The 24,091-nt window shown below is 68.9% G+C and carries 23 protein-coding genes and 1 tRNA gene; 11 read left to right on the top strand and 13 right to left on the bottom strand.

Annotated elements, in window-relative coordinates:
- Positions 1–11: 11 nt before the first annotated feature.
- The 6 genes from paaC to DFJ65_RS13245 all read right to left on the bottom strand — a co-directional run bounded on the left by paaC (position 12) and on the right by DFJ65_RS13245 (position 5,539).
- Positions 12–815 carry a 1,2-phenylacetyl-CoA epoxidase subunit PaaC gene (gene paaC / locus DFJ65_RS13220; protein ID WP_115923416.1) on the bottom strand — a complete coding sequence of 268 codons (804 nt, stop codon included), beginning with the start codon at positions 813–815 and terminating at the stop codon, positions 12–14.
- The gene (paaB, locus tag DFJ65_RS13225) at positions 812–1,108 is read right to left on the bottom strand and encodes a 1,2-phenylacetyl-CoA epoxidase subunit PaaB (protein ID WP_115923417.1); all 297 of its coding nucleotides are present in this window, start codon (positions 1,106–1,108) and stop codon (positions 812–814) included. Before paaB ends, paaC begins: the two co-directional genes overlap by 4 nt.
- A complete protein-coding gene (gene paaA / locus DFJ65_RS13230; protein ID WP_115923418.1) occupies positions 1,105–2,145 on the bottom strand; it encodes a 1,2-phenylacetyl-CoA epoxidase subunit PaaA in 1,041 nt (346 codons plus the stop codon). Before paaA ends, paaB begins: the two co-directional genes overlap by 4 nt.
- 193 nt (positions 2,146–2,338) lie before the next feature.
- Positions 2,339–4,099 (bottom strand): selenocysteine-specific translation elongation factor, encoded by a 1,761-nt coding sequence (selB, locus tag DFJ65_RS13235; RefSeq protein ID WP_211308442.1) that lies wholly within the window; start codon positions 4,097–4,099, stop codon positions 2,339–2,341.
- Positions 4,099–5,388 (bottom strand): L-seryl-tRNA(Sec) selenium transferase, encoded by a 1,290-nt coding sequence (gene selA, locus DFJ65_RS13240; protein WP_115923420.1) that lies wholly within the window; start codon positions 5,386–5,388, stop codon positions 4,099–4,101. The genes selB and selA overlap by 1 nt, the downstream gene beginning before the upstream one ends.
- Positions 5,389–5,443: 55 nt before the next feature.
- Positions 5,444–5,539: transfer RNA gene (locus DFJ65_RS13245), tRNA-Sec, on the bottom strand.
- A gap of 64 nt (positions 5,540–5,603) precedes the next feature.
- Here DFJ65_RS13245 and selD point away from each other — a divergent pair.
- Positions 5,604–6,593, top strand: a complete 990-nt coding sequence (gene selD / locus DFJ65_RS13250) for a selenide, water dikinase SelD (RefSeq protein WP_115923421.1) — start codon at positions 5,604–5,606, stop codon at positions 6,591–6,593.
- Between the two features lie 10 nt (positions 6,594–6,603).
- Here the strand turns inward: selD and nrfD are convergent, their stop codons facing one another.
- From nrfD to fdh, 3 genes are read right to left on the bottom strand one after another with little or no spacing between them, the layout of a single operon-like run.
- Complete coding sequence (gene nrfD, locus DFJ65_RS13255; RefSeq protein WP_115923422.1) at positions 6,604–7,689, bottom strand: NrfD/PsrC family molybdoenzyme membrane anchor subunit; 1,086 nt, start codon at positions 7,687–7,689, stop codon at positions 6,604–6,606.
- Entirely contained in the window at positions 7,686–8,678 is a 993-nt protein-coding gene (locus DFJ65_RS13260; protein ID WP_115923423.1) for a 4Fe-4S dicluster domain-containing protein, read from the bottom strand. The genes nrfD and DFJ65_RS13260 overlap by 4 nt, the downstream gene beginning before the upstream one ends.
- Positions 8,678–11,992 (bottom strand): formate dehydrogenase, encoded by a 3,315-nt coding sequence (gene fdh, locus DFJ65_RS13265; protein ID WP_245950255.1) that lies wholly within the window; start codon positions 11,990–11,992, stop codon positions 8,678–8,680. Before fdh ends, DFJ65_RS13260 begins: the two co-directional genes overlap by 1 nt.
- Before the next feature lie 65 nt (positions 11,993–12,057).
- Between fdh and DFJ65_RS13275 the strand changes: the two genes are divergently transcribed.
- From DFJ65_RS13275 to DFJ65_RS13285, 3 genes are read left to right on the top strand one after another with little or no spacing between them, the layout of a single operon-like run.
- Positions 12,058–12,618: a GNAT family N-acetyltransferase gene (locus DFJ65_RS13275; protein ID WP_245950257.1), complete on the top strand. Its 561-nt coding sequence runs from the start codon at positions 12,058–12,060 to the stop codon at positions 12,616–12,618.
- Positions 12,619–12,643: 25 nt separating this feature from the next.
- A complete protein-coding gene (locus DFJ65_RS13280; RefSeq protein WP_115923427.1) occupies positions 12,644–13,417 on the top strand; it encodes an AzlC family ABC transporter permease in 774 nt (257 codons plus the stop codon).
- Positions 13,418–13,419: 2 nt separating this feature from the next.
- The gene (locus DFJ65_RS13285; RefSeq protein ID WP_342767521.1) at positions 13,420–13,728 is read left to right on the top strand and encodes an AzlD domain-containing protein; all 309 of its coding nucleotides are present in this window, start codon (positions 13,420–13,422) and stop codon (positions 13,726–13,728) included.
- Positions 13,729–13,762: 34 nt separating this feature from the next.
- On the opposite strand, the gene DFJ65_RS13290 is transcribed toward DFJ65_RS13285, so the two are convergent.
- Positions 13,763–14,494 carry a FadR/GntR family transcriptional regulator gene (locus tag DFJ65_RS13290; protein ID WP_115923428.1) on the bottom strand — a complete coding sequence of 244 codons (732 nt, stop codon included), beginning with the start codon at positions 14,492–14,494 and terminating at the stop codon, positions 13,763–13,765.
- A 155-nt stretch (positions 14,495–14,649) separates the two neighbouring features.
- Here DFJ65_RS13290 and DFJ65_RS13295 point away from each other — a divergent pair, with 155 nt between their 5' ends.
- The 4 genes from DFJ65_RS13295 to DFJ65_RS13310 are packed head-to-tail and all read left to right on the top strand — an operon-like array spanning position 14,650 to position 19,203.
- The gene (locus DFJ65_RS13295) at positions 14,650–16,371 is read left to right on the top strand and encodes an L-lactate permease (protein WP_115923429.1); all 1,722 of its coding nucleotides are present in this window, start codon (positions 14,650–14,652) and stop codon (positions 16,369–16,371) included.
- Positions 16,368–17,108, top strand: coding sequence for a (Fe-S)-binding protein (locus DFJ65_RS13300; protein WP_115924313.1), 741 nt, complete (start codon positions 16,368–16,370; stop codon positions 17,106–17,108). The genes DFJ65_RS13295 and DFJ65_RS13300 overlap by 4 nt, the downstream gene beginning before the upstream one ends.
- Positions 17,105–18,580: a LutB/LldF family L-lactate oxidation iron-sulfur protein gene (locus DFJ65_RS13305; protein WP_115923430.1), complete on the top strand. Its 1,476-nt coding sequence runs from the start codon at positions 17,105–17,107 to the stop codon at positions 18,578–18,580. Before DFJ65_RS13300 ends, DFJ65_RS13305 begins: the two co-directional genes overlap by 4 nt.
- A complete protein-coding gene (locus DFJ65_RS13310) occupies positions 18,577–19,203 on the top strand; it encodes a LutC/YkgG family protein (protein ID WP_115923431.1) in 627 nt (208 codons plus the stop codon). Before DFJ65_RS13305 ends, DFJ65_RS13310 begins: the two co-directional genes overlap by 4 nt.
- Here the strand turns inward: DFJ65_RS13310 and DFJ65_RS13315 are convergent.
- Complete coding sequence (locus DFJ65_RS13315; RefSeq protein WP_115923432.1) at positions 19,187–19,933, bottom strand: DedA family protein; 747 nt, start codon at positions 19,931–19,933, stop codon at positions 19,187–19,189. The two genes, DFJ65_RS13310 and DFJ65_RS13315, sit on opposite strands and share 17 nt — an antisense overlap.
- Before the next feature lie 65 nt (positions 19,934–19,998).
- Positions 19,999–20,745, bottom strand: coding sequence for a 4-hydroxy-tetrahydrodipicolinate reductase (dapB, locus tag DFJ65_RS13320; protein WP_115923433.1), 747 nt, complete (start codon positions 20,743–20,745; stop codon positions 19,999–20,001).
- Positions 20,746–20,816: 71 nt separating this feature from the next.
- On the opposite strand from dapB, the gene mobA reads away from it, so the two are divergent.
- The 3 genes from mobA to DFJ65_RS13335 all read left to right on the top strand — a co-directional run bounded on the left by mobA (position 20,817) and on the right by DFJ65_RS13335 (position 23,098).
- Positions 20,817–21,503: a molybdenum cofactor guanylyltransferase gene (gene mobA / locus DFJ65_RS13325; protein WP_115923434.1), complete on the top strand. Its 687-nt coding sequence runs from the start codon at positions 20,817–20,819 to the stop codon at positions 21,501–21,503.
- Entirely contained in the window at positions 21,496–21,774 is a 279-nt protein-coding gene (locus tag DFJ65_RS13330; RefSeq protein WP_115923435.1) for a DUF6457 domain-containing protein, read from the top strand. Before mobA ends, DFJ65_RS13330 begins: the two co-directional genes overlap by 8 nt.
- Before the next feature lie 187 nt (positions 21,775–21,961).
- The gene (locus DFJ65_RS13335; RefSeq protein WP_115923436.1) at positions 21,962–23,098 is read left to right on the top strand and encodes a glycosyltransferase family 4 protein; all 1,137 of its coding nucleotides are present in this window, start codon (positions 21,962–21,964) and stop codon (positions 23,096–23,098) included.
- Here the strand turns inward: DFJ65_RS13335 and DFJ65_RS13340 are convergent.
- Positions 23,095–23,916: a hypothetical protein gene (locus tag DFJ65_RS13340; protein WP_342767522.1), complete on the bottom strand. Its 822-nt coding sequence runs from the start codon at positions 23,914–23,916 to the stop codon at positions 23,095–23,097. The genes DFJ65_RS13335 and DFJ65_RS13340 overlap by 4 nt on opposite strands.
- Between the last annotated feature and the right edge of the window lie 175 nt (positions 23,917–24,091).

Here is a 24,091-nt window from a genome sequence, read left to right on the forward strand (position 1 = left end):
TCACCACCTCCTCACCAGGTCGTCGCGTCGGGGTGGGAGCGGTGGATGTGCTGCATCTCGGCGAGCAGGTAACCCATCACCTGGGAGTGAACGCCGATGCGCCCGCCGCGGGCCGTGGCACGAGCGGAGTCGACGTAATCGAGCGTCGCTTCGTCGGTGACCGAACGCACGTAGGCCTTCGCGCCGTCGGCGAGCGACGACGGCAGCACGCCGACGCCGGATTCTGCTGCGGCACGGGCAGATTCACTGTCGTCGAAGAGTTCGGCGACGTAGGTCGCGACCGCGTCGAGGCCGGCCTGCATCCGCTCGTGCGACTGCTGGGTGCCGTCACCGAGTCGCAACACCCACTGGGTGGCGTGGTCGCGATGGTAAGCGACCTCCTTGATCGCCTTGCGGGCGATCGCGGCCACCTGGTCGTCGGCACTGTCGACCAGGCGCGCGTAGAGCTCGTACTGGTAGCTGGAGAACCACAGCAGCCGAGCCATTTCGAAGCCGAAGTCGCCGCGCTCCTGCTCGACGAGGTGGACGTTGCGGAACTCGCGTTCGTCGCGCAGGTAGGCCAGCGCGTCCTCGTCACGGCCGGTGCCGTCGACGCTGCCCACATAGGTGAGCAGTGCACGTGCCTGACCGAGCTGGTCGAGGGCGATATTGCCCAGCGCCATGTCCTCCTCGATCTGCGGGGCACGCGACACCCATTCGCCGAGGCGCTGGGTGTAGATCAGGGCGTCGTCGGCGAGCCCGAGCAGATAGTCGGCAACAGCCGGGCTCCCCTGTGCTTCAACGAGATCGGTCGGAGTCTCAGCTGCAGATGTCACAGGTACTCGACATCCTTCGGCACGTCGTAGGACGTCGGGTGCCGGTAGACCTTGTCACCGGCGGGGTCGAAGAAGCTCTCGCGTTCGTCGGGGCTCGACGCCGTGATGTCGGACGCCTGAACCACCCACACCGAGACGCCTTCCTGGCGGCGGGTGTAGAGGTCGCGCGCGTTGCGCAGCGCCATCTGTGCATCGGGCGCGTGCAGCGAACCGGCGTGCACGTGCGACAACCCGCGCTTGCTGCGAACGAACACCTCGAACAGCGGCCACTCCCGCTTGTCGACCCCGCTCATGCCACTGCTCCCTGCTGCCGTTCCTGCTGCTTCTCGTGGTAGGCGACGGCCGCCTCGCGCACCCATGCGCCGTCCTCATGCGCCTGCACCCGGTGGTTGATGCGCTCCTCGTTGCACGGGCCGTCACCCTTGAGCACCCGCCAGAACTCGTCCCAGTCGATCGCGCCGAAGTCCCAGTGGCCGCGCTCCTCGTTCCACTTCAGGTCGGGGTCGGGCAACTCGATGCCGAGCTTCTGAGCCTGCGGCACGGTCATGTCGACGAACTTCTGACGCAGTTCGTCATTGGCGAAACGCTTGATGCCCCATGCCATCGACTGTGCCGTGCGACCATCGCCGGCGTGTTCACCGGTGTCGGGCGGGCCGAACATCATCAGCGCCGGCCACCACCACCGGTTCGCGGCGTCCTGCACCATCGCCTTCTGCCGCTGGCTGCCCCGCGACATCGTGTACAGCGACTCGAACCCCTGCCGCTGGTGGAACGACTCCTCCTTGCACACGCGGATCATCGCCCGCGCGTACGGACCGAAGGAGCAACGGCACAACGGCACCTGGTTCATGATCGCCGCGCCGTCGACCAGCCAGCCGATCGCGCCCACGTCGGCCCAGGTGAGCGTCGGGTAGTTGAAGATCGAGGAGTACTTCTGCCTGCCCGAGTGCAGCTTGTCGAGCAACTCGCTTCGATCGACCCCGAGGGTCTCGGCCGCGGAGTAGAGGTAGAGGCCGTGACCGGCTTCGTCCTGCACCTTCGCAATGAGAATCGCCTTGCGGCGCAACGAGGGAGCGCGGGTGATCCAGTTGCCCTCGGGCTGCATGCCGATGATCTCGGAGTGCGCGTGCTGCGCGATCTGCCGGATCAGGGTCTGCCGGTAATCGTCCGGCATCTGGTCGCGCGGCTCGATGCGCAGGTCTGCCTCGATGAGCTCGTCGAAGTTTCCGCCGTCACCGCGCTGGGTGGCCGATGCGAGCAGCTCGTCGAGCGCATCACCCTCGGCAGCGTTGAGGGGCTCGTCAGGGTCGCCGAAGTCGTTGCCGTACATGGCTTCAGTGTGACGGGCATTACACCCAATTGCAATCTTGCACACAAAGTGTCATAAGCCTCGCAGTCCCGCCCGGTGGCACGCACCCCGCGCACGAAGTCGCGCCAGACGTGGGTTACTCCCTGGTTCCGTCGAATACCTGGCAGTAAGTCGCGCCAGACGCGAGTTGGTCGCCCGTCGCCAACGCCCTCCGCTATCGGCGCACCTCGCGCAGCCCCTTCTCAACCTGTCGGGTCCAACCCTTCGCGTCGAGCAACTCCAGCAGCGGAATCACCACACGGCGCGAGGAGTCGAGCGCCTGGCGAGCCTGGCTCGCGGTGAACGGCTGCTCGAGTCGGGCCAAGGCGCGCATCGCAAGGGCCGGCGCATTCGGCAGGAGCACGACCCCGCCGGGCAATCGGACGATGCGACTTGCCCGCTCGGCAGCCGCGAGTTCTCTTGCACCCAAACCGAGTTCGTCGAGGTCTGCGGCAGTCGGCGCATCGAACGGCGCTTCCTGCAGCCGATCGGTGAGCGCCTGGAGCGCCCCAGCGATCGGCGCCAGCGGGTCCTGCTCGCCGGTGACTCGCCCGCCGTCCGACCGCACTCCCGCCGCCTGCGCGACCGGTGCCAGCAGCGCATCATCGGGCAGGTCGAGCAGATCGACCGCGGCACCGACCGAAAGCCCGCCGCCGAGCGGATCGGCTGCTTCTGACGCCGCGACTTGCGAACGCAGCGCGTCGACCCACCGCGCCCAGGTCGCGTCTGTCACCCACCACTCACTGACGGCGCGCACACTGGGCGGAACCGCGTCGACGGCGAACCCGAGCGCGGCGAGATGTGCGGGCCGGACGGCGCCGCGCCGCTCCACCTGAACCGCCGGGTCGCGTAGGTCACGCACCTGCGCGAGGTCGTCGGCCCGGCGGGTGGCGGCACCGCGCCGGTGGAACGGCGGCGGATCCGGGTCGAGCACCTGCACCCCGCCGACGATCCGCTGCCCCGGGTCGCGCAGCACGACCCGGTCACCGGCGACCAGCGGCAGCGCTTGGTCGAAGGTGAGTCGCGCGTGCTCATCGCCGAGCGGACGCACCCGCACCGGCACCGATGCCGTGCCCACATGTGCGACGAGGTGAGCCGGCATATCCGCGGGCGACTCGCCGCTGACCAGCCGGACGTCGACCACGCCGGTCGCCGGCCAATCGTCACGCACGAGCGCCACGCCGCGTCCGACCTCGTCCGCCTTGACGCCCCGCAGGTTGACCGCCACCCGGCTCGTCGGCACCACCCGATCCCGCTGTTGCCCAAGGCTTTCGAGGCCGCGCACGACCACCGGTCGGCCGCCGACCCGGAGATGGTCGCCCACCGCGATGGTGCCGGCGCCGAGCGTGCCCGTCACCACCGTGCCCGACCCCTTCACCGTGAACGACCGATCGATCCACATCCGCAATCGCGCCGCAGGATCCGGCGGCGGGGCGGTGCGCACCAACAGGTCCAGCGCGGCTCGCAACTCCTCGAGCCCGGTGCCCCGAGTGCCGCTGACGACCACGGACGGCGCATCAGCCAACCCGGTGCCGGCGAGTTCCTCACGCGCCCGCGCGATCACCTCGTCCACCCGCTCGGGCGCGAGATCCGAGCGGGTCACCACGAGCAGACCGTGCTCGATGCCGAGCGCCGCGATCGCGTCACGATGGTCGGACGACTGCCGTTGCCACCCCTGGTCGGCGGCCAGCACGAACATCACGCTGGGTGCCGGTCCGAGGCCGGCGAGCATGTTGGCGATGAATCGCTCGTGCCCGGGCACATCGACGAACGCCACCTGCTCCCCCGATGTCGTTGTCGTCCAGGCGAACCCGAGGTCGATCGTCAGACCACGCCGCTTCTCCTCGGCCAGCCGGTCGGGGTCGGTGCCGGTGAGTGCGCGGACGAGGGTGCTCTTGCCGTGGTCGACGTGACCGGCGGTCGCGACGACGTGCATCAGACTTCCGCCAGCGCCGTCCGCAGGGCCGCTGCCACGCGTTCGTCGTCACCGATCGGGACGCATCGCAGGTCGAGCAGGCCGGCGCCGTCGTGCACCCGGGTGAGCACTGCCGGATCCCCTGCACGCAGCACCGGCGCCAGCCGCTCCGGCAGACGAATCGCCCACCCGGGCAACGGAACTCCGGGCGCTCCCCCACCGCCGACGCGTCCGTCGTGCGGCACGACGTCGAGCCCGAACTCCACGGCGATCCGCTCGCAACGGGTTCTCAGCTCGTCGGCGTCGGCGTGCAGTGCCGCCGTGACCGGCGCGAGCGGACCGGTGAGGGTCGCCTCGAGCGCAGCCAACGTCAGCTTGTCGACGCGCACCGCGCGGGCCAACGGGTGACGGGACAGTCGGTCGATCAGGTCGGCGCGGCCGAGCAGGATGCCCGCCTGCGGACCACCGAGCAGCTTGTCACCGCTGGCGATCACGAGGTCGGCGCCCTCGGTCAGCGCCGTGGTGGCGTCGGGCTCATCGGGCAGCAACGGGTCGGGGTGCAGCAACCCGCTCCCGAGGTCGTAGACGACGGGGAGTCCGCCCGCCAGCTCCCGCAACTGCGTCAGGTCGACACCACTGGTGAATCCCTCGACCCGGAAGTTGCTCGGGTGGATCTTCAACAGGCACCCGGTGAGCGGACCGATCACGTCGGCGTAGTCGCGCGGGTGGGTGCGGTTGGTGGTGCCGACCTCGCGCAGACGCGCCCCGGTCGACGCGATGAGGTCGGGCAATCGGAAGCCGGCACCGATCTCGATCAGCTCTCCGCGGCTCACCACCACCTCGCGCCCGGTCGCCAACGCGGTGGTGGCGAGCACGAGCGCGGCCGCCCCGTTGTTGACGACCAGCGCCGATTCGGCCGCCGGGCAGGCCGCCAGGAGCGCTTGTCGAGCGGCCACGCCACGCTTCGACCTGGTGCCGGTGGCGAGATCGAGTTCGACATCGACATAGCCGGCCGCGTCGTGCACCGCAGCCATCGCCGCAGTCGACAGCGGCGCCCGACCGAGGTTGGTGTGCACCACGACACCGGTCGCGTTGAGCACCGGCCGAAGTTGCGAACTGCGTTGTCGGGCCAGACGATCAGCTACTACGTCGACGACCTCCTCGGGCTCGAGCGCACCCGAGCGGGCGTCGTCGAGCACACCGTCGACGATGGCGCGCACCCGACGCTCACCGAGGCGCGTGCGGGCCTCGACCACCGGCGCCGACGCGAGCAGCACGTCGGTGCGCGGGATGCGACGTCTCGGATCCATCCTGCGACCTCCGGCCCTCGAGTGACGATCTGCTTGGCGAAGCGAACGAACGACTTGGCGGAGGCGGACGGGAATCGAACCCGCCAGGCCGAGCTACTCGGCCTCACCGGTTTTGAAGACCGGGGGGCCCACCAGGAACCCTGACGCCTCCGTGGCAGACCCTAGCCGCCCGACCTCCATCGCCGGTCCTCGCATCGTCTGCGTACGCTCGCAGAGTGACGACTACACCGACCGTCCGGCTGACCGACTACACCCACGGCGGGGGTTGCGCCTGCAAGATCCCGCCGGGCGAGCTGGAGGACGCCGTCCGCGGGCTCACCGGCCAGAGCGGCCCCGACATCCTCGTCGGGCTCGACGCCGGCGACGATGCAGCGGCGGTGCGGATCGCCGACGACCTCGCGGTGCTCTCGACCGCCGACTTCTTCACCCCTGTGGTCGACGACGCCTACGACTGGGGACGCATCGCGGCCGCCAACGCCCTCTCCGACGTCTACGCGATGGGCGGTCGCCCGGTCGTGGCGATCAACCTGGTCGGCTGGCCCCGCGATGTACTGCCGATGGAGCTCATGACCGAGGTGTTGCGTGGTGGTCTTGCGGTCGCCGGCGAGGCCGGTTGCCCGGTGCTCGGTGGTCACAGCGTCGACGACCCGGAGCCGAAGTACGGCATGGCCGTCACCGGCGTTGCCGACCCGAAACGGCTGTTGCGCAATGATTCCGCGACGGCAGACCTGCCGATCACGCTGACCAAACCGCTCGGTGTCGGTCTGCTCAACAACCGGCACAAGCGCACCGGTGAGGTCTTCGCTCATGCGGTCGAGGTGATGACGATGCTGAACCGCGACGCGTCGGTCGCCGCCCTCGAAGCAGGCGCTCGGGCCGCCACCGATGTCACCGGCTTCGGCCTGCTGGGGCATCTGCACAAGATGCTGCGCGCCTCGGGTGTCGGCGCGATGATCGAGCGATCGGCGGTGCCCGCGGTCGACGGCGCGCTCGAGGCCCTGCGTGACGGTTTCGTCTCCGGCGGCACACGTCGCAATCTCGACTGGGTGCGACCGCACCTCACCGCCGAGACCGGTGTCACGCAGGACGACCTGCTGTTTCTCGCCGACGCCCAGACCTCGGGCGGCCTCCTGGTGGTGGGCGAGGTGCCCGGGTATCCGGTGATCGGTCACACGGTGGTCGGCGCGGGCATCACCGTCCGCTGACGGAGTCCGGTCAGGCGGTGGTGATCGAGTCGCCGGTCTCCCCCGCGGCCCTGCGGGCGGCGAGTCGGCGCTTCTGCGGCTCGATGACGTACCGCGGGTCCTTCACCGATTCGATGCCGGCGTCGAACACCCCGAACCTGGTGCAGGCCGACGCCGCCAGCAGCGCGACGCCGGACGCGGCGGCCACCGGGCGCAGGCGTCCGCCGAAGAGCGCGGCTGCTCCCCCGACGGCCGCGAGCCGCTCGGCAGTGCGAAGCAGGCGACCGGCCGTGCCGTTGTGCAAGGTCTCGACGACGGTCGGGTCCATGCCGTGCTCCATGACCTTCGTCGCCACGATGTCGCCGACGACGGCGATCGCGGCGAGGGCACGCACCGGGCCGGTCTCCCGGGTCGGGGTGGTGATCATCGCCAGGCCGCAGGCCGCCAGGGTCGCGGAGCTGACGAACACGAACGGCAGGTGTCGATGGGCGTCGTTCCAGGTCGGATTCGCGGTGTCGGACAACAGAACTGCCGTGTACGACGCGAGCGGCGGGGAGAAGACGGCGGCCTCGAGCCCGGCCCAGGGTTCGACGGCGCGCAGCACCGGACGCAGCGGTCCGAGCGGCAGGCGGTCGCCGCTGAGCCGGTCGACCTCGGCGGCCCCGGCGACACCCGCACCGACGCTGTAGCCGGTGAGGATCCACGAGCCCATGCTCATCGGCGAGCTCACCTTGAAGGTGCGCAGCATGTTGTAGAAACGCTCCGGGCGGCCCAGATCGCGCACCAGCGCCGCGCCGCCGAGACCGATCGCGACGAGTCCGCCGAGGCGGGCGTTGCGGCGCAGCGCGTCGAGCCCGGTCAGTTGCGCACCGAGTGCGATCAGGCCCGACCCGCCGGCCACCCCACCGAGGAACAGGTAGGCCGGCACCTCGTGCTTCCACGGCGGTGCCTTGACGACGGCACGCCCGTAGTAGGAGGTGAATTCGACGTCGGGCACCATCGACATCTCGCGGGCGCCGTCGCCGCCGTCCCGCCAGCCGCGGCGTTCCCGTTTGCCGTCCCGCCGGCGCCGACGTCGAGTCGGTTGGGGCGGACGCAGTTCGTCGAAGTCGCTCAACGCAGACCGATTCCCTTCACGAACACCAGCGCCGACGCCGCGACCATGCCGATGGCCGCCGCGGTGGCGCGGCGGTACATCGCGTTGAGGTCGGCCGTCGGCACCCGCGGGTCGGGCGGCAGGCCGTAGACCTCGGGTTCGTCGAGCAACAGGAACACCGAGCCGGTGCCACCGACACCGTCGTGCTCATTCGCGCCGTACAACCGCGCCTCGGTGCGTCCTTGCGCGTGCAGTTCGGCCACCCGCTCCCGCGCGATGCGCACCATCTCGTCGTGGTCGCCGAACTTGATCGACGTGGTCGGGCAGGTCTTCGCGCAGGCCGGGGTCTGGTCGTCGAGCAACCGGTCGTAACACAGGGTGCACTTCTGTGCGACACCGTGATTGGGGTTGCGTTCGGCACGGTCGGCGGGCGCCGACACGATGCCGTCGGAGCGTCGCTCGATCACTCCGAACGGGCAGCCGGCCACGCATGTGCCGCATCCGTTGCAGACGTCGGCCTGCACCACGACGGTGGAGAACTCGGTGCGGAACAACGCGCCGGTCGGACAGACGTCGAGGCAGCCGGCGTGGGTGCAGTGCTTGCAGACGTCCGACGCCATGAGCCACCGGAAGTCGGGGGTGTCGCCGGGAATCGGCGAGGGATCGGGCACAGAGAGATCGGGCGCCTGCTCGACCGCGCGCACCGTCGGCATCCCGAGCGACACCAATTTGCGCCCCGATGCACGGGCCTGCGCGATCTCGGTCGCCCCCTGCTCGACGAACGCGACGTGCCGCCAGGTGTCGGCGCCCAACTGGCCCGAGTTGTCGTAGGACGACCCGAGCAGCGTGAGGTCGCCGTCGGCCGGGTTGTGGTTCCACTCCTTGCAGGCCACCTCGCAGGCCTTGCACCCGATGCAGATCGAGGTGTCGGTGAAGAAACCCTTGCGCGCTTCGTGCTTGTCCCAGCGGGCGTCGACCGCCGGGTCGGTCGGTCCGGAGAACTGCCCCATCACCCCTCCTTGCGCGAATCGTCTTGGTCAGCAGGCGGATACACGGTCTCACGGGACGGGTCGCTGATCCGGTGCCGAGCGTCCTCCGGCGCGCTGCCGGCGCGCTCCTGGTAGCTGCGCACCAACGCCGCCGCCTCCTCCCCGCGCGGACGGCGTCCCGGGCGGATGTCGGCGAGCCCGGCCTTCGACCCCTGGATGAGCACATTCGGGTCGAGTGAGATGCCGACCAGGTCGTTCGCGGCGTCGCCGGTGACCAGCGCGTTCGACCCGACGCCCCAGTGATAGGGCAGTCCGATCTGGTGGACGGTGCGCCCACCGACCTGCAGCGGCGTGATCCGGTCGGTGACGAGCACCTTCGCCTCGATCACGGCGCGCGCCGACACGATCGTGGCCCAGCCGTAGGGCTCGAGCCCGCGCTCGGCGGCCAGCAGCGGCGACACCTCGCAGAACATCTCCGGTTGGAGCTCGGAGAGGAACGGCAGGAAGCGGCTCATGCCGCCTGCGGTGTGGTGCTCGGTGAGCCGGTAGGTGGTGAACACGTACGGATACACCTCGGCGGCGTTCGCACCGACGGCGGCGAGGTTGTCGACGTCGTCGAGCACCACCCGCGACGGGCTCTGCTGTTGCGGGTAGAGCGCGTTGGGCACCGGCGACTCCGGCGGCTCGTAGTGGGTGGGCAGCGGGCCGTCGACCAGACCACTCGGCGCGAACAACCAGCCCTTGCCGTCGGTCTGCATGACGAACGGGTCGTCACCGGAAAGTCCCTGTGGCCCACCGGTTCCCGGTTCCGGGCGCGCGTCGGGCGGGAGGTCTTCGGGGAAGTCGGGGATGTCGTCGCCGACCCACTTGCCCTGCTCGGCATCCCACCAAACGTACTTCTTGCGCTCGCTCCACGGTTTGCCGTCGGGGTCGGCCGAGGCGCGGTTGTAGAGCACGCGCCGGTTGGCCGGCCAGGCCCAGCCCCACTGGTTCTGAGCCGGGCCGTCGCCGCCGTGCGGCACCCGGTCGGCGGCGTGGTTGACGCCGTCGGCGTAGACCCCGGCGTAGATCCAGCAGCCCGAGATGGTGGAGCCGTCGGCGCGCAGTTGGGTGTAGGACGAGATCGGTTTGCCTGCGTCGTCGCCGGTGAGGTGGCGACCGTTGATCTCGGCCAGCACCGACTCCGGGTCGGTCTCGCCGTGCGCGTCCTTCGGGTAGTCCCAGGTGAGGTCGAGCAGCGGACGGTCGCGCTCGTCGGTGGAGTCGGCCAGCAGCGCGCGGATGCGCACCCCAAGTTCGTGGAAGAACTCCAACTCGCTCTGCGCCTGACCCGGCGGCTGCACGGCCTGGTGACGCCACTGCAGCATCCGTTGGGTCTGGGTGAACGACCCCGCCTTCTCCACGTGGGTGGCCGCCGGCAGGAAGAAGACCTCGGTGCCGATGTCGTCCGGCCTGATCTCCCCGGAGACGACCTCCGGGCCGTCCTTCCACCAGGTGGCCGACTCGATCAGTTGCAGGTCACGCACCACCAACCACTTGAGGTGGTTCATCGCGGTGCGCTGCATGCGGCCGTTGGCCGACCCGACCGCGGGGTTCTGCCCCAGCAGGAAGTAGCCATCCACCCGGTCGGCCAGCATGTTCTGCACGGTCTGGTAGGTGCCGGCTGGTTCGTCGAGCCGGGGCAGGTAGCCGTACGCGAAGTCGTTGTCGGCGGTCGCCGCATCGCCCCACCACGCCTTCAGCAGACTCACCAGGTAGTCGTCGGCGTTCGCCCAGAAACCCTTCTCCTGCTTGGTGTGGACGGTGCGCAGGTAGTCGCCGAGGGTGTCCTGGAAGCCCGCCTTCGGCATCGGCAGGTAGCCGGGCAACAGGTTGAACAGGGTCGGGATGTCGGTCGATCCCTGGATGCTGGCGTGCCCGCGCAGCGCCATGATGCCGCCCCCGGGCCGACCGATGTTGCCAAGCAGCAGTTGCAGGATCGAGGCGCAGCGGATGAACTGCGCACCGAGAGTGTGCTGGGTCCAGCCGGTGGCGTAGGCGAAGCAGGTGGTGCGCTCGCGCCCGGAGTTGGCCGTGATCGACTCGGCCAGGTAGGCGAAGTCGTCGGGCTCGATGCCGCTGACCTGCGCGACCATCTCCGGGGTGTACCGCGCGAAGTGCCGCTTGAGAATCTGGAACACGCATCGTGGGTGCTGCAAGGAGTCGTCGCGCACCGGCTCGTGGGTGCCGCTCGCCGCGCCGCCCGACCCGAGTTGGTCTCCGGCCGCCTGGTCGGACGCGTGGGCACCGTGCATCACCCGGCGTCCGGGGTCGTCGGGCTCACCCTGCTCGTACGCCCAGGTCGTCGGGTCGTACTTGCCGCTGTCGGGATCGAACCCGGAGAACAGTCCGCCGAGGTCCTCGGTGTCGCGGAAGTCCTCGTTCACGACGGTCGCGGCGTTGGTGTAGGCGACGACGTAGTCGTGGAACCAGAGGTCGTTGCTGAGCACGTAGTTGATCAGGCCGCCGAGCAGGGCGACGTCGGATCCGGCTCGGATCGGGATGTGTCGGTCGGCCACCGCGCCGGTGCGGGTGAAGCGCGGGTCGACATGGATGACCCGGGCTCCGCGCGCCTTCGCCTCGGCAACCCACTGGAACCCCACCGGGTGTGCTTCGGCCATGTTGCCGCCCTGCAACACGATGCAATCGGCGTTGGCCATGTCCTGCAGCGATTGGGTGGCGCCGCCGCGCCCGAACGAGGCCCCCAGACCGGGAACCGTGGCGGAGTGTCAAATACGGGCTTGGTTCTCGATCTGGATCGCACCGGCGGCGGTGAACAACTTCTTGATGAGGTAGTTCTCCTCGTTGTCCAGCGTGGCGCCACCGAGCGAGGCGATGCCCATCGTGCGGCGCAGCGGACGGCCGTGCTCGTCGGTGTCCTGCCAGCCGCGGCGCCGCGCTTCGACGAACCGTTGGGCGATCATGTCGACGGCTTCGTCGCGGTCGAGCGTCGTCCAGTCGGTCGCGTGCGGCGCGCGATACAGCACCTGCGTGACCCGACCCGGCGAGTTGACCAGCTGCTCGCTCGCAGAACCCTTGGGGCACAAGCGTCCCCGTGAGATCGGCGAGTCGGGGTCGCCCTCGATCTGGACGACGCGTTCGTCCTTGACGTAGACCTTCTGACCGCACCCCACGGCGCAGTACGGGCACACGCTCTGCACGACACGGTCGGAGGTGGCAGTGCGCGGCTGGAGCGCGCGGGTCTTCGCGGAAGTGGCTGCGGGTCCACGGCCGAAGGTGTCCCCGGTGCGCAGTTGCCGCACCACGGGCCACTCCAGCGGACTCCAGGCTGCCATGGTGCCCAACCTAGCGCGGACGGGCGCTGCATGCCCAGCAAGCCCCGGCTGCCAGAATCTGCCGGGTGAGTGATGCAAGCGTGCGGACCGCCCGACCCGAAGACCTCCCCGCGATCGGTGCGGTGCAGGCGCAGGTCTGGCGGGACGCGTTCGGCGAGCTGGTCGAGCCGCAGACTCTCGCGGAGTTCACCCCTGCGGCGTTCGAAGCGGCCTGGCGCGAGTCGCTGCAGACACCGCCGTCGCCCGTGCACCGGCTCCTGGTGGCCACCGAACTCGACGAGGTCGTCGGGTTCGTCGCGCTCGGCCCGACCGACCGACCGACCGGCGGCGAGATCCTCTCCGGTGGAGTACACCCGGACCGCCGCGGTCGCGGCCACGGGTCGCGTCTGCTGAACGCTGCGATCGACACCCTCGCCGCCAACGACGTCCACCACGTGCGCGTGCGCATCGTCGAAAGCGACACCCCGTTGGTGCGCTTCCTGGCCGTCGCCGGGTTCGCGGCCACCGGCGGCTACGCCGACCGGGTCGTCACCTCCACCGGCGGCACGGTGCGGGAGATCGAGTTGCACACCGACTCCAGCGCGTCCGCCGAGCAGGAAGACCACGACCACAACCACCACCACTGATCACGACCCCTGGTCGACCACTGCCATGTTCATCGACCGTCTCGCACCGGGCCTCGCGGACAACGCGAAACCCGTTGCTCTGCAGGGCCTCTGGATCGGCATCGCCACCGGCCTCTATGCGATCAGTTTCGGAGCCCTGGCGTCCGCCGCCGGCCTGAACCTCTGGCAGGCAGTGCTGCTGTCTGCGCTGTTGTTCAGCGGCGGCTCGCCGTTCGCGCTCGTCGGCGTGATCGCGTCGGGCGGCACGGGTGCCGCCGCGGTCACCACCAGCACGTTGCTCGGCTTGCGAAACGGCTTCTACGGACTCCAGGTCTCCCGGCTGCTGCAGGCGAGGGGATGGCGCAAACTGCTCGCGGCACACCTCACCATCGACGAGTCGACCGCCGTCGCTGTCGCGCAGCCCGATCGCGAGCGCACAACGGTCGGCTTCTGGTGGACGGGCATCGCGGTGTTCATCTTCTGGAACGCGTTCACCGTCCTCGGCGTACTCGTCGGCAACGCCCTCGGCGACCCGAAGCAGTGGGGTCTGGACGCCGCTGCTTCCGGCGCCTTCATCGCGTTGCTGTGGCCGCGATTGACGACGATCCGCACTCGATCGAGCGCCGTCGCGGCCGGCGCTATCGCGCTGATCGCCTCACCCCATGCGCCGGCTGGCACCCCCATTCTCATCGCCGCGCTGGCGGCGGTCGTCGCCGGCGCGCTGCCGGACAAGAGCGAAGGCAACAACGGCACGCACATCATCGACGAAGATCTCCCGCATCATGAACGCGGCAGGCACAGCGATTGGCCCACGCCGTGAGCATGTGGACGACAGTGCTGCTGGCCGGTGTGCTCTCCCTGCTGACCAAGCTGGCCGGATTCGTCGTGCCGCAGGAATGGCTCGACGGCCCACTCGTCAGCCGGATCATGAAGTATCTGCCGATCGCGCTGCTCGCCGCCTTGGTGGCGGTGCAGACCTTCGGTGGCTCGGGCGGATCGGTGACAATCGATGCGCGAGCGGCCGGGCTCGCGGCGGCGGTCGTCGCCCTCTGCCTGCGGGCGCCCTTCCTGGTGGTCATCATCGTGGCTGCAGCAACCGCCGCAATCCTGCGGGCGTTCGGGATCGGCTGAGAGACAACAAGATTCGGGACCGATCCGTCGGGCGCTACTGCGCCCGCTGCAGCCGCGGGATCGCCTCGTAGGCCCACCAGATGTGCTGGTCGACCAACTCGGCCGCCTCGTCGGCCGACCGGGCCTCGATCGCCGCCATGATCGCGTGGTGATGCGCGCGCAACTGGGTGCGCACCTGCGTCCACTCGGCAAGCTCGCCGAAGCCCCAGCCGATCGGTAGGTTCATCGCCTCCCGGATCGCGACCGTCAGATCGGTCACCAGACGGTTGCCCGCCGACCGGGCGATCGCGACGTGGAACTCGGTGTCGAACCTGCTGAACTCCTCGCGGGTGAGGTCGTCGTCGTCCATCAGCTCCAGGGCCGCACGCATCGCCGCGCGGGCGTCGTCGTCGGCGTGGGCGCAGGCCAACGCCACCGAGAGTCGCTCGAGCACGACCCGCACCTCGGTGACATCGCGTCCGGGAAAGTTGGCAAGCGCCACGTGCATGCGCAGCATCCGGGTGAGCGCGACGTGCGGCTCCCCCTCCACGATCGTGCCCCCGGTGGCTCCGGCGCCGACGTTCGAGCGCAGCACTCCGTTCGCCTGCAAGGTGCGCACGGCCTCGCGAACGACCGCCCGACTCACCCCGAGTTGAGCGGCCAGGTCACGCTCGGCGGGCAGGGTCGAACCGCGTACCAGTCGGCCGTCCAGGATCCCTTGTTCGATCCAGGCGACAACGAGCTCCCACGCCTTGGTTCCGGCCGCCCGTTCGACGTCTTCGCTCACCCCTCGAACTCTAGGCCCACCGCGTGCTGGCACGACAGCACCGGCCGACACGCGCAGACCCGAGAGGTGAACTCGCCGGTAACCCGCGGATTACCACTATGGTGTGCATCACAATTATGGTCTGACCATTCGACACCTCCTCGAAAGGCCCCCCGATGACGACCACCTACACCCCACCGCTCGCGCCGGTGGCCGACAGCCTCTGGTTGTCGGCGATCGTCGCGATGCTCCCGTTGCTGACCGTGTTCGTGACCCTCGGCGCGCTGCGCTGGAAGGCGCACTGGGCCGGCCTCACCGCTCTCGCCGTCTCGATCGTCGTCGCCGTGATGGCGTTCGACATGCCGGCCAACCTCGCCGTGCTGTCCGCCACCGAGGGCGCCGTCTTCGGGCTCTTCCCGATCATGTGGATCGTGTTCTGCGCGATCGTGCTCTACCAGATCACGGTGGTGAGTGGACGCTTCGACGACCTGCGCGCCACCTTCCACCTGGTCTCCGACGACCCGCGCATCCAGGCCATCATCATCGCCTTCTGTTTCGGCGCGATGCTGGAGGCACTCGCCGGATTCGGCGCGCCCGTCGCGATCACCGGCGTGATGTTGATGGCAGTCGGGTTCTCCCCGCTGCGCGCGGCCGCGGTCGCGCTGCTCGCCAACACCGCGCCGGTCGCCTTCGGCGCCGTCGGCACCCCAATCATCACGGCGGGCACGCTCACCAAGATCGACTACAACGAGATCGGCGCCTATGTCGGTCACCAGACCCCCGTACTCGCCATCTTCGTGCCGCTGATGCTCGTCGCCCTGGTCGACGGCAAGCGCGGCATCAAGCAGACCTGGCCGATCGCGATCGTCGTCGGCCTTGCGTTCGGCGTCGCCCAGTGGGTTTCGGCCACCTGGATCTCGGTCGAGCTGACCGACGTCATCGCTTCTCTCGCCGCCCTCGCCGTGGCCGTCATCATGCTGCGCTTCTGGAAGCCGGTCGGACGCGACGAAGCCCTCGCCGACCTCGCCCTCGCCCGTAAGCGCGAGCTGGCCACCGTCGGTGGCTCCGGTGACGCCGGTGATGTCGGCACCGACGAGGCCGACACCGCCCAGAGCGCCGAGGAACTCGACGCCCACGCGCGCTCGCTCTCCCCGGGACGCATCGGAATGGCGTTGTTCCCCTACCTGCTGATCATCGTCGTCTTCGCTGCCGCGAAGCTCATCGACCCGATCAAGAACGCCCTCGCCGACACCGACCGCAAGATCGAATGGCCTGGCCTGCACGGCGAGGTGGTCAACGCCGCCGGCAAGGTGTCGTCGACCACGATCTACAACTTCCAGTGGCTCTCCTCTCCCGGCACGCTGCTGCTCATCTGCTCACTGATCGTCGCGCTCGTCTACAAGGTGTCACCGGGCAAGTGGCTGCACGAGTTCACCTCCAGCGCAGTCAAGTTGCGGTTCGCCTTCCTGACGGTCGCATCGGTTCTCGCCCTGGCTTATGTGATGAACCTGTCGGGCCAGACGATCACCATCGGCACCTGGATCGCCGGGGCCGGCACCGCGTTCGCGTTCCTGTCGCCGATCCTCGGTTGGTTGGGCACCGCGGTCACCGGTTCCGACACCAGCGCCAACGCGCTGTTCGCGACGCTGCAGCAGACCGCGGCGCACAACGCCGGCATCGACCCGACCCTGCTCGTTGCCTCGAACTCCTCAGGCGGCGTCGTCGGCAAGATGGTCAGCCCGCAGAACCTCACCATCGCCGCCACCTCGGTCGGTCTGCTCGGCCGCGAGTCGGACATCTTCCGCAAGGTCGTGCTGTGGTCGATCGGACTGCTGGCCGTCATGTGTCTGCTCGTCGGCTTGCAGGCCACCGTGCTCTCGTGGATGCTGCCGTCATGAGAGTCGCGCTGTTCGCCACCTGTTTCAACGACACGATGTGGCCGGAGACCCCCAAGGCGACGGTGCGCCTGCTGCGCCGCCTCGGTGTCGACGTCGAGTTCCCGCCGGAGCAGACCTGCTGCGGTCAGATGTTCACCAACACGGGCTACGCCGATGAGGCAATTCCGTTGGCGCGCAAGTTCGTCGACGTGTTCGAGCCGTACGACGCCGTGGTGTCGGTTAGTGGTTCGTGCACCGGTTCGGTGCGCGAGCAGTACGACGAGTTGGCCCGTCGCTCCGGCGACGGCGCCCTCGTCGACGGGGTCACGAAGGTCGCTCCCAAGACGTACGAGCTGTCGGAGTTCATCGTCGATGTGCTCGGCACGACGAACGTCGGTGCCTACTTCCCGCACCGCGTCACCTATCACCCCACCTGCCACTCGTTGCGGATGCTCAAGGTGGGTGACCGGCCGCTGCAGTTGTTGCGGGCGGTGCGCGGCATCGACCTCGTCGAGCTGCCCGCGGCCGACGAATGCTGCGGGTTCGGTGGCACCTTCGCGATGAAGAACGCCGACATCTCGGTGGCCATGGGCAGCGACAAGGCCCGCCACATCCGCGAGACCGAGGCAGAGGTCGTCGTCGCCGGCGACAACTCCTGCCTCGCACAGATCGGTGGGGTGCTCGGCCGGCAACGGTCCGGCGTCCGCACCATGCACCTCGCCGAGGTGCTCGCCTCGACCGACGGGAGCACGACATGAGCAACCCGAACCCGCTGGGTACCACCACGGCCACCTTCGTCGGCATGCCGAAGTTTCCGACGATGGCCAAGGATGCCCTGGCCAACACCCGCCAGCGACGCAACCTGCTGCACGCCACACACACCATCCGGGCCAAGCGCGCCGCGGTGGTCGACGAGGTGCCCGAGTGGCAGGACCTGCGCCGCAACGGTGCCGACACCAAGGACGAGGTGCTCGCCAACCTGGAGCAGTACCTCGTGCAACTCGAGCAGAAGCTCACCGAGCAGGGCGCGACGGTGCACTGGGCGCGCGACGCCGAGGAGGCGAACCGGATCGTGCTCGATCTGGTGAAGGCCCAGGGCGTCGACGAGGTGGTGAAGGTCAAATCGATGGCCACCCAGGAGATCGAGCTCAACGAGGCATTGGAGGCCGCCGGCATCCACGCCTGGGAGACCGACCTCGCCGAGCTCATCGTGCAACTGGGTGACGACCGCTCCTCCCATATCCTCGTGCCCGCGATCCACCGCGGACGCGCGGAGATCCGCGAGATCTTCCGCACCCGGATGGGGCAAGTCGGCCGGCCGGCGCCGGACAACATGACCGACGAACCCCGCGAACTCGCCGAAGCCGCGCGTCTGCACCTGCGGGAGAAATTCCTGCGGGCCAAGGTCGCGATCTCCGGTGCCAACTTCGCAGTCGCCGACACCGGCACCCTCGTGGTGCTGGAGTCGGAGGGCAACGGACGCATGTGCCTGACCCTGCCCGAGACCCTCATCTCGGTCGTGGGCATCGAGAAGGTGCTGCCGAAGTGGGAAGACCTCGGCACGTTCATGCAACTGCTCCCCCGGTCGAGCACCGGCGAGCGGATGAACCCGTACACGACGATGTGGACAGGTCCTGCCGCCGACGACGGGCCGCAGAACGTTCATGTCGTGCTCGTCGACAACGGCCGCACGCACGTGCTCGCCGACCCGGTCGGGCGGCAGGCGCTGCGGTGCATCCGCTGCTCGGCCTGCCTCAATGTGTGCCCGGTGTACGAACGCGCCGGTGGGCACGCGTACGGGTCGGTCTACCCGGGCCCGATCGGTGCGGTGCTCACCCCGCAACTGCGCGGCACCTCCAGCGCGATCGATCAGTCCTTGCCCTACGCGTCCAGCCTGTGCGGTGCGTGTTACGAGGTCTGCCCGGTGCGCATCGACATCCCGACGTTGCTGGTCAAACTGCGGACGCAGGTGGTCGACGAGCATCGCGACGGACGGCCGTCGGTGGAGGCGCGCGCGATGAAGGCCGCGGCCTGGATGTTCTCCGACAGCAGCCACCTGACCAAGGCGCAGAAGGCGGCGACCCTCGGGTCGAAGCTGCTCGGCAAACGCACCGCGCTCGGGGCCATCCCCGGTCCGGCGGCGGCGTGGAGCGGAGCACGCGACGTGCCGGTGCCGCCCAAGGAGACCTTCCGGCAATGGTGGGACCGCACGAACGGAGGCAACGAATGAGCACCGCCCGCGAGGAGATCCTCGACCGCATCCGGCGCGCCCAGACCGACTCCGCCGCAACGGTTTCGGTGCACGAGGCGCCGGCTCCCGAAACCCTCGACACGCAGCCGATGCTCGAGTTGTTCGTGGAGAACCTCGTCGACTACCGGGCGGTCGTGCACCAGGTCGGTGCCGGCGAGGTCGCGGGCAAGGTCGACGAGATCCTGCGCAACCACGACTGCCGCAGCGTGGTGATTTCGCCTGACCTGCCTGACGACGTCCGCCCCGGTGAACTCGACCCCACCGTCGACGACGGGCTGTCCGCGTACGACCTGGACAAGCTCGACGCGGTGGTCACCACCAGCGCGGTCGGTATCGCGCGCACCGGCACGATCGTGCTCGATCACACCGACGGTCAGGCGCGGCGTGCCCTGTCCCTGGTGCCCGACGTGCACGTGTGCGTCATCAGGGCCGACCAGGTGGTGACGTCGGTGCCCCAGGCCACCGCGGTGCTGCGGCCGTCGGTCGAGCAGGGGCGCCCGCTCACCTGGATCAGTGGCCCGAGCGCCACCTCCGACATCGAACTGAACCGGGTGGAGGGGGTGCACGGCCCCCGCAATCTCGAGGTCATCCTCGTGCGTTGAGCCGGTCCTGATCGGGTTCGTCGACGGCGTCGTGTGCGGTTTCGCGCACGGCGCCGTCGGTCGTGTCGTCGGCATCTTCGTCGGCCTCTTCATCCGCCCCAGCTTCGGCGGCTACCTCCACTCGGCCCGAACCGCGCCTGCGGGCGATCAACCACCGGACGAGTTCGATGAGCGCCGAGGCGAGGATCGCCAACCCCAACCCGAGCGCCAGGCCCTTCAGCGGGTCCTGCTCGAAGGCATGCCCGCCGATGTAGCCCATCAACGTGCCGTGCAGCGCCCAAGCACTGACACCGATCGCGTCGAACACCGTGAACCGCGCCCGCGGGTAGCGCATGGCGCCGAAGACGATCGTGGTCGCGATGCGCCCCCACGGGATGAACCGGCCGATGACCAGCGCCATCCCGCCGCGGGTCTCAAGTAACCGTTTGGCGCCGGCGATCGCGCGTCCCCGCCGGGAGTCGGGGGGGATCGCCTCGATGCGACCGGCCGCGCTGCGCCCGATCAGATACGCAAGGTGGTCGCCGGCCATCGCTCCCGCTCCCGCGGCGAGAAGGATCAGCAGCAGGTTGGGCGAACCGGTCGACCCGGCATAGACGCCCGCCATGATCAGCGGGGCCTCGCTGGGAAAGACCGGCACGACGGCGTCGACCAGGGAGATGACGGCGATGAGCGGGTAGATCCACGGCGAGTCCATGAGCTCGCCGAGGGACGTCAGCAGCCCGTCGAACATCGTGCTCCCATGCGCGGACGGTAACCGGCGCAGGCGACCTGACGCTGAACGAACTGTGACGGGAGTTACAACCCCAGGTAACGCTCCAGGCCCACCGTGAGCCCCGGGTGGTCGGACACACCGCGCACCCCGGCGAGCACGCCCGGCATGAAGCTGATGCGGTCGAACGAGTCGTGCCGGATGGTGAGTGCCTCGCCGACTCCCCCGAAGTTGACCTCCTGGTGGGCAACGCGTCCGCGCAGCCGCATGGCGTGCACGGGCACACCGTCGACGAGCGCCCCGCGGGCGCCGTCCGGGTCGTGCTCGGTGGCGTCGGGCACAGCGCCGAGACCGGCGTCGCGCCGGGCCTCGCCGATGAGTCGCGCGGTGCGCGCGGCCGTGCCGGACGGCGCGTCGACCTTGTCGGGGTGGTGGGTCTCGACGACCTCGACCGACTCGTAGAAGCGGGCCGCCTGCTGCGCGAAGGACATCATCAGCAAGGCCCCGATGGCGAAGTTCGGGGCGATGAGCACGCCCACCTCCGGACGCTGCGCGAGTTGCTTCTCCAGGGTCGCGAGGCGATCGTCGTCCCACCCGGTGGTGCCGACGACGGCGTGCACGCCCTGCTCGACGCAGTGGGCGATGTTCTGCGGCGACGCCGACGGCACGGTGAGCTCGATCGCCACCTGCGCGCCGGCGAGATCGCCGAGGTCGTCGCCGTCGTCGAAGGTGCCGACGAGTTCCAGATCGTCTGCCTCCTGCACCGCCTGCACGGCCTGCGAGCCCATCCGGCCCGAGGCCCCGATCACTGCCACTTTGATCCGCTCAGTCACCCGGCCAACCCTAGGCCGAGGCGGGGCCGCATCTGCAAGACTGTCCACTTCCGTGGTCCAAGGGGAAGGCGATGATGGTCGAGGGTGACACCGAGCTGCAAGGGGCAGCCGCCGACGATCCGTACGACGCGATCGTGCTGGCCGGCGGACGCGGGTCGCGGCTCGGACTGGTCGACAAGGCGACGCTCGACGTCGGTGACGGACCGCTGCTGGCCGGGGTGCTCGAGGCGGTCGCCGCTGCGCGCCACGTCGTGGTGGTCGGGCCCCCACGTGACCTGCCCGCCCACATCCACCAGGTGCGGGAGGAACCCGTGTTCGGCGGCCCAGCTGCCGCCGTGGTCACCGGCTTGCACGCATTGCCAACCGAATCCGGCGCGGACGGCGCCGCACCCTGGACGATCGTGCTCGGGTGCGACCTGCCACTCGCGCGCCAAGCGGTGCCGCTCTTGCTGGCCACACGCCGCGGCGAAGGGTGCGTGCTCGCCGATGGCGAGGGCCACGCCCAGTGGGTCGCCGGGGTCTACTCGACATCCGCGCTCGTGGCGGCGGCCGAGTCGCTGGGCGACGCCACCGACCGTCCGCTGCGCGCCCTGCTCGGACGCCTGTCCACCCGAGCGCTCGCGGCACCGGGACGCGTCGGTGACGACGTGGACACGTGGGACCAGGTGTCGGAATGGAACGACTACTTCATCGACGGCGAGGACGCCGACGAGTCGTCCGCGGACGACGAACCCGAGGAGCGCAGCGCGAATGAGTGACAAGAACATGGCGGAGCCGACCCGTACGGAACAGGAAGCCTGGCTCCAGGAGGCCTGCGCGGCCATCGGTGTCGACTACTCGCTGCTCGACGTTTCTCTCGTGCTCGAGCTGACCAAGCAGGTGGCGCACCGATTCGTGCGCCCGATGGCGCCGGTGTCGGCGTACGCGTTGGGTGTCGCAGTGGGTCTCTCGGCGGCTGCAGAAGGGCCGGTCGACCAGCGTGCGCTGGTGGAGCGGATTGTGGAAACCCTTCCGCCGCAGAAGGATTGATCTCATCTACAAGACGATCGATCGCCTTGGGCGAAGGTATGCCTCGATCGTCCGGCCCGAAAGCCCTACTTTCGACGAATGGCAGACGGGGCGTGGTAGGTCGTCCAGAATGGTGCCGAGGGGGTGGGTGGGTGATGTTTGACGGTGCAACGGGGCCCGACGATGCGTGCACGCAACGGGCCATCGGATGAGCCGGGTTCTGCTCGTGACCCACGAGGCGACCCTGAGCGGCGCGCCGAGGGTGGCACTACTCGTCGCCCGGGTACTTCGCGATGTGGGGCACGATGTCGATGTCGTGAGCCGGACCGATGGTCCAATGCTCCAAGAATTCGCCTCTGAATCGAGGACCCGTCTCGAGTTCGCCCACCGTTGGCGAAGGCGGCTGTGGAGCTATGCACCGCGCAGGGTCGCCCTCACAGTCGACCTGATCCTCGCCACCGCGACCATGCTCAGGCACCGCCCCGACATCGTGTACGTCAACTCGACGTCAGCCGCGATCTACTCACGTGCGGCGAGACTCACCAAACGACCGACGAATATCCTTCATGTGCACGAGTCCGGCACGAACAGTGACTTCTTCATCCGAAGAGCTGGCCTGACCCTGACGTCTGGCGATATTCGGCTGGTGGCGTGTTCGCCCAGCGTTCGAAAAGAACTCGGCGTGCTTCTCGAGGTCCCGGAAAGCTCAATCCACCTGTTGCTCTCCGTGCCGGATGACCGCGAGGTGCGACGCAGCCAGCCGCTCCCGCCGGGGGCGGCCGATGACGTCGATGTCTTGACGATCGGATGCTGCGGCACCGCAGAGCTTCGAAAAGGTGTCGACCTCTGGGTGGATGCGGCAACGCGAATCCAAGCCGCATTGCCTGAACGCCGGTTGTCGTTCCCGTGGGTCGGCTCGGTGGACAGCGCCGATCGCGCCCGCTGGGAGGCGGGTTCCCCGATCGACTTCATGGGCGTCCGGTCAGACCCCTACCCTGTCCTGCGAAGCTTCGATGTGATGGTGCTGCCGTCGCGCGATGACCCGTTTCCACTGGTGGTGATGGAAGCCATGCTGCTCGCTCGACCCATCGTGGCCTTCGACGTCGGCGGCGTACGCGATCAGTTGGGCGACGCGGGTGTAGTCGTGCCGGCGAGCGACGTCGACGCTTTGGTAGGAGCGGTCGTCAGCTTGGTCGAGGATCCGACGCGACGTGACGAACTCGGCCGTGCCGCAGCGGAAAGAGCCGAAGTCCTTTATACGCGGTCTGCGTTCAGCACAAAGTTGCTGCAAGTACTGCGTCCCACGCCGACCGCTACTCGCGACCAAGCCAACATGGCCCTCTAGATCGGAGTGAATCCCAACGGGCGTGCCCGACGGCGCCTCCAGTGGTCAGGCAACTCAACCGCATTGGGGCCTGCGACAACCCAAGTGTCGCTCGGTTGAACGCCGACGATCCACGGGTGCTCTACCGAAAACGCTGACCGCAGTTGGAGAAGGCCGTCGTCGTCGAGATCCTCGATCACGATGTTCGACCCAGCGTCGAGGCTCGCCAGTCGTCGACAAAGGTCATCGACAGACCCGCATGTCGACATGATCACTGGACGGCCACCGCGCTCGAGGGTCGTCGGTGTTGGCGTGTGCCCGGCAAAGTCGCCAGCACGGTCAAGATTGAACAGGTGGAGAGGCTGCGTGGGACTGAATGCGAGATGATCGACCTCTTCGATGAGTTCGCTGAGCACCACTTGACGATCCACCAATCGTCGAAGCGCACGTGCACGACGTGACTCGCGTAACCAGCGCAACCGCCAGCCATGGTCGCTGACCAGAGGTAAACGCCGCCACCGACGGCTCCTCGAGCCCAGAATTCCGCACGTCGTCCGAACATCCTCGAACTCTGGGTACATCGAACGGACCTTTTGATGTGCCGCCGCAAGACCCCGCATGTTGGTGCTCATGCTGTTGTGCGTGAGCGCCGAATCCGTAGCACCTACCCGATAACCGTTGCGGCGTAGTCGAAGCCCCAACTCAACGGCATACGCATGCCACGCCAGGTCTGGGTCTTCGGTGAGGGGGTACTCCAGCAGGGTGTCGCGACGGATCATGAACAGCACCTCGTCGACGCTATCCACCTCGATCGGCACGACCGCCGCGTCACCGTTCAAGCGAACACGGTCTCGGATACGACCGACTGCTCGGTCTGCGTGAGTCACCCCACTCGCCCCGAGCAGACCCCAACGTGGTCCACCGTCCGAAGGGCTTTCGAGGAGCGCACGCGCTGCTTCGGCCAACCTGTCCAGCGAGTGCAGGTACACGTCTTGATGGACGAGGACGACGACC

Source organism: Calidifontibacter indicus, from assembly GCF_003386865.1.
Lineage (GTDB): Bacteria > Actinomycetota > Actinomycetes > Actinomycetales > Dermatophilaceae > Yimella > Yimella indica.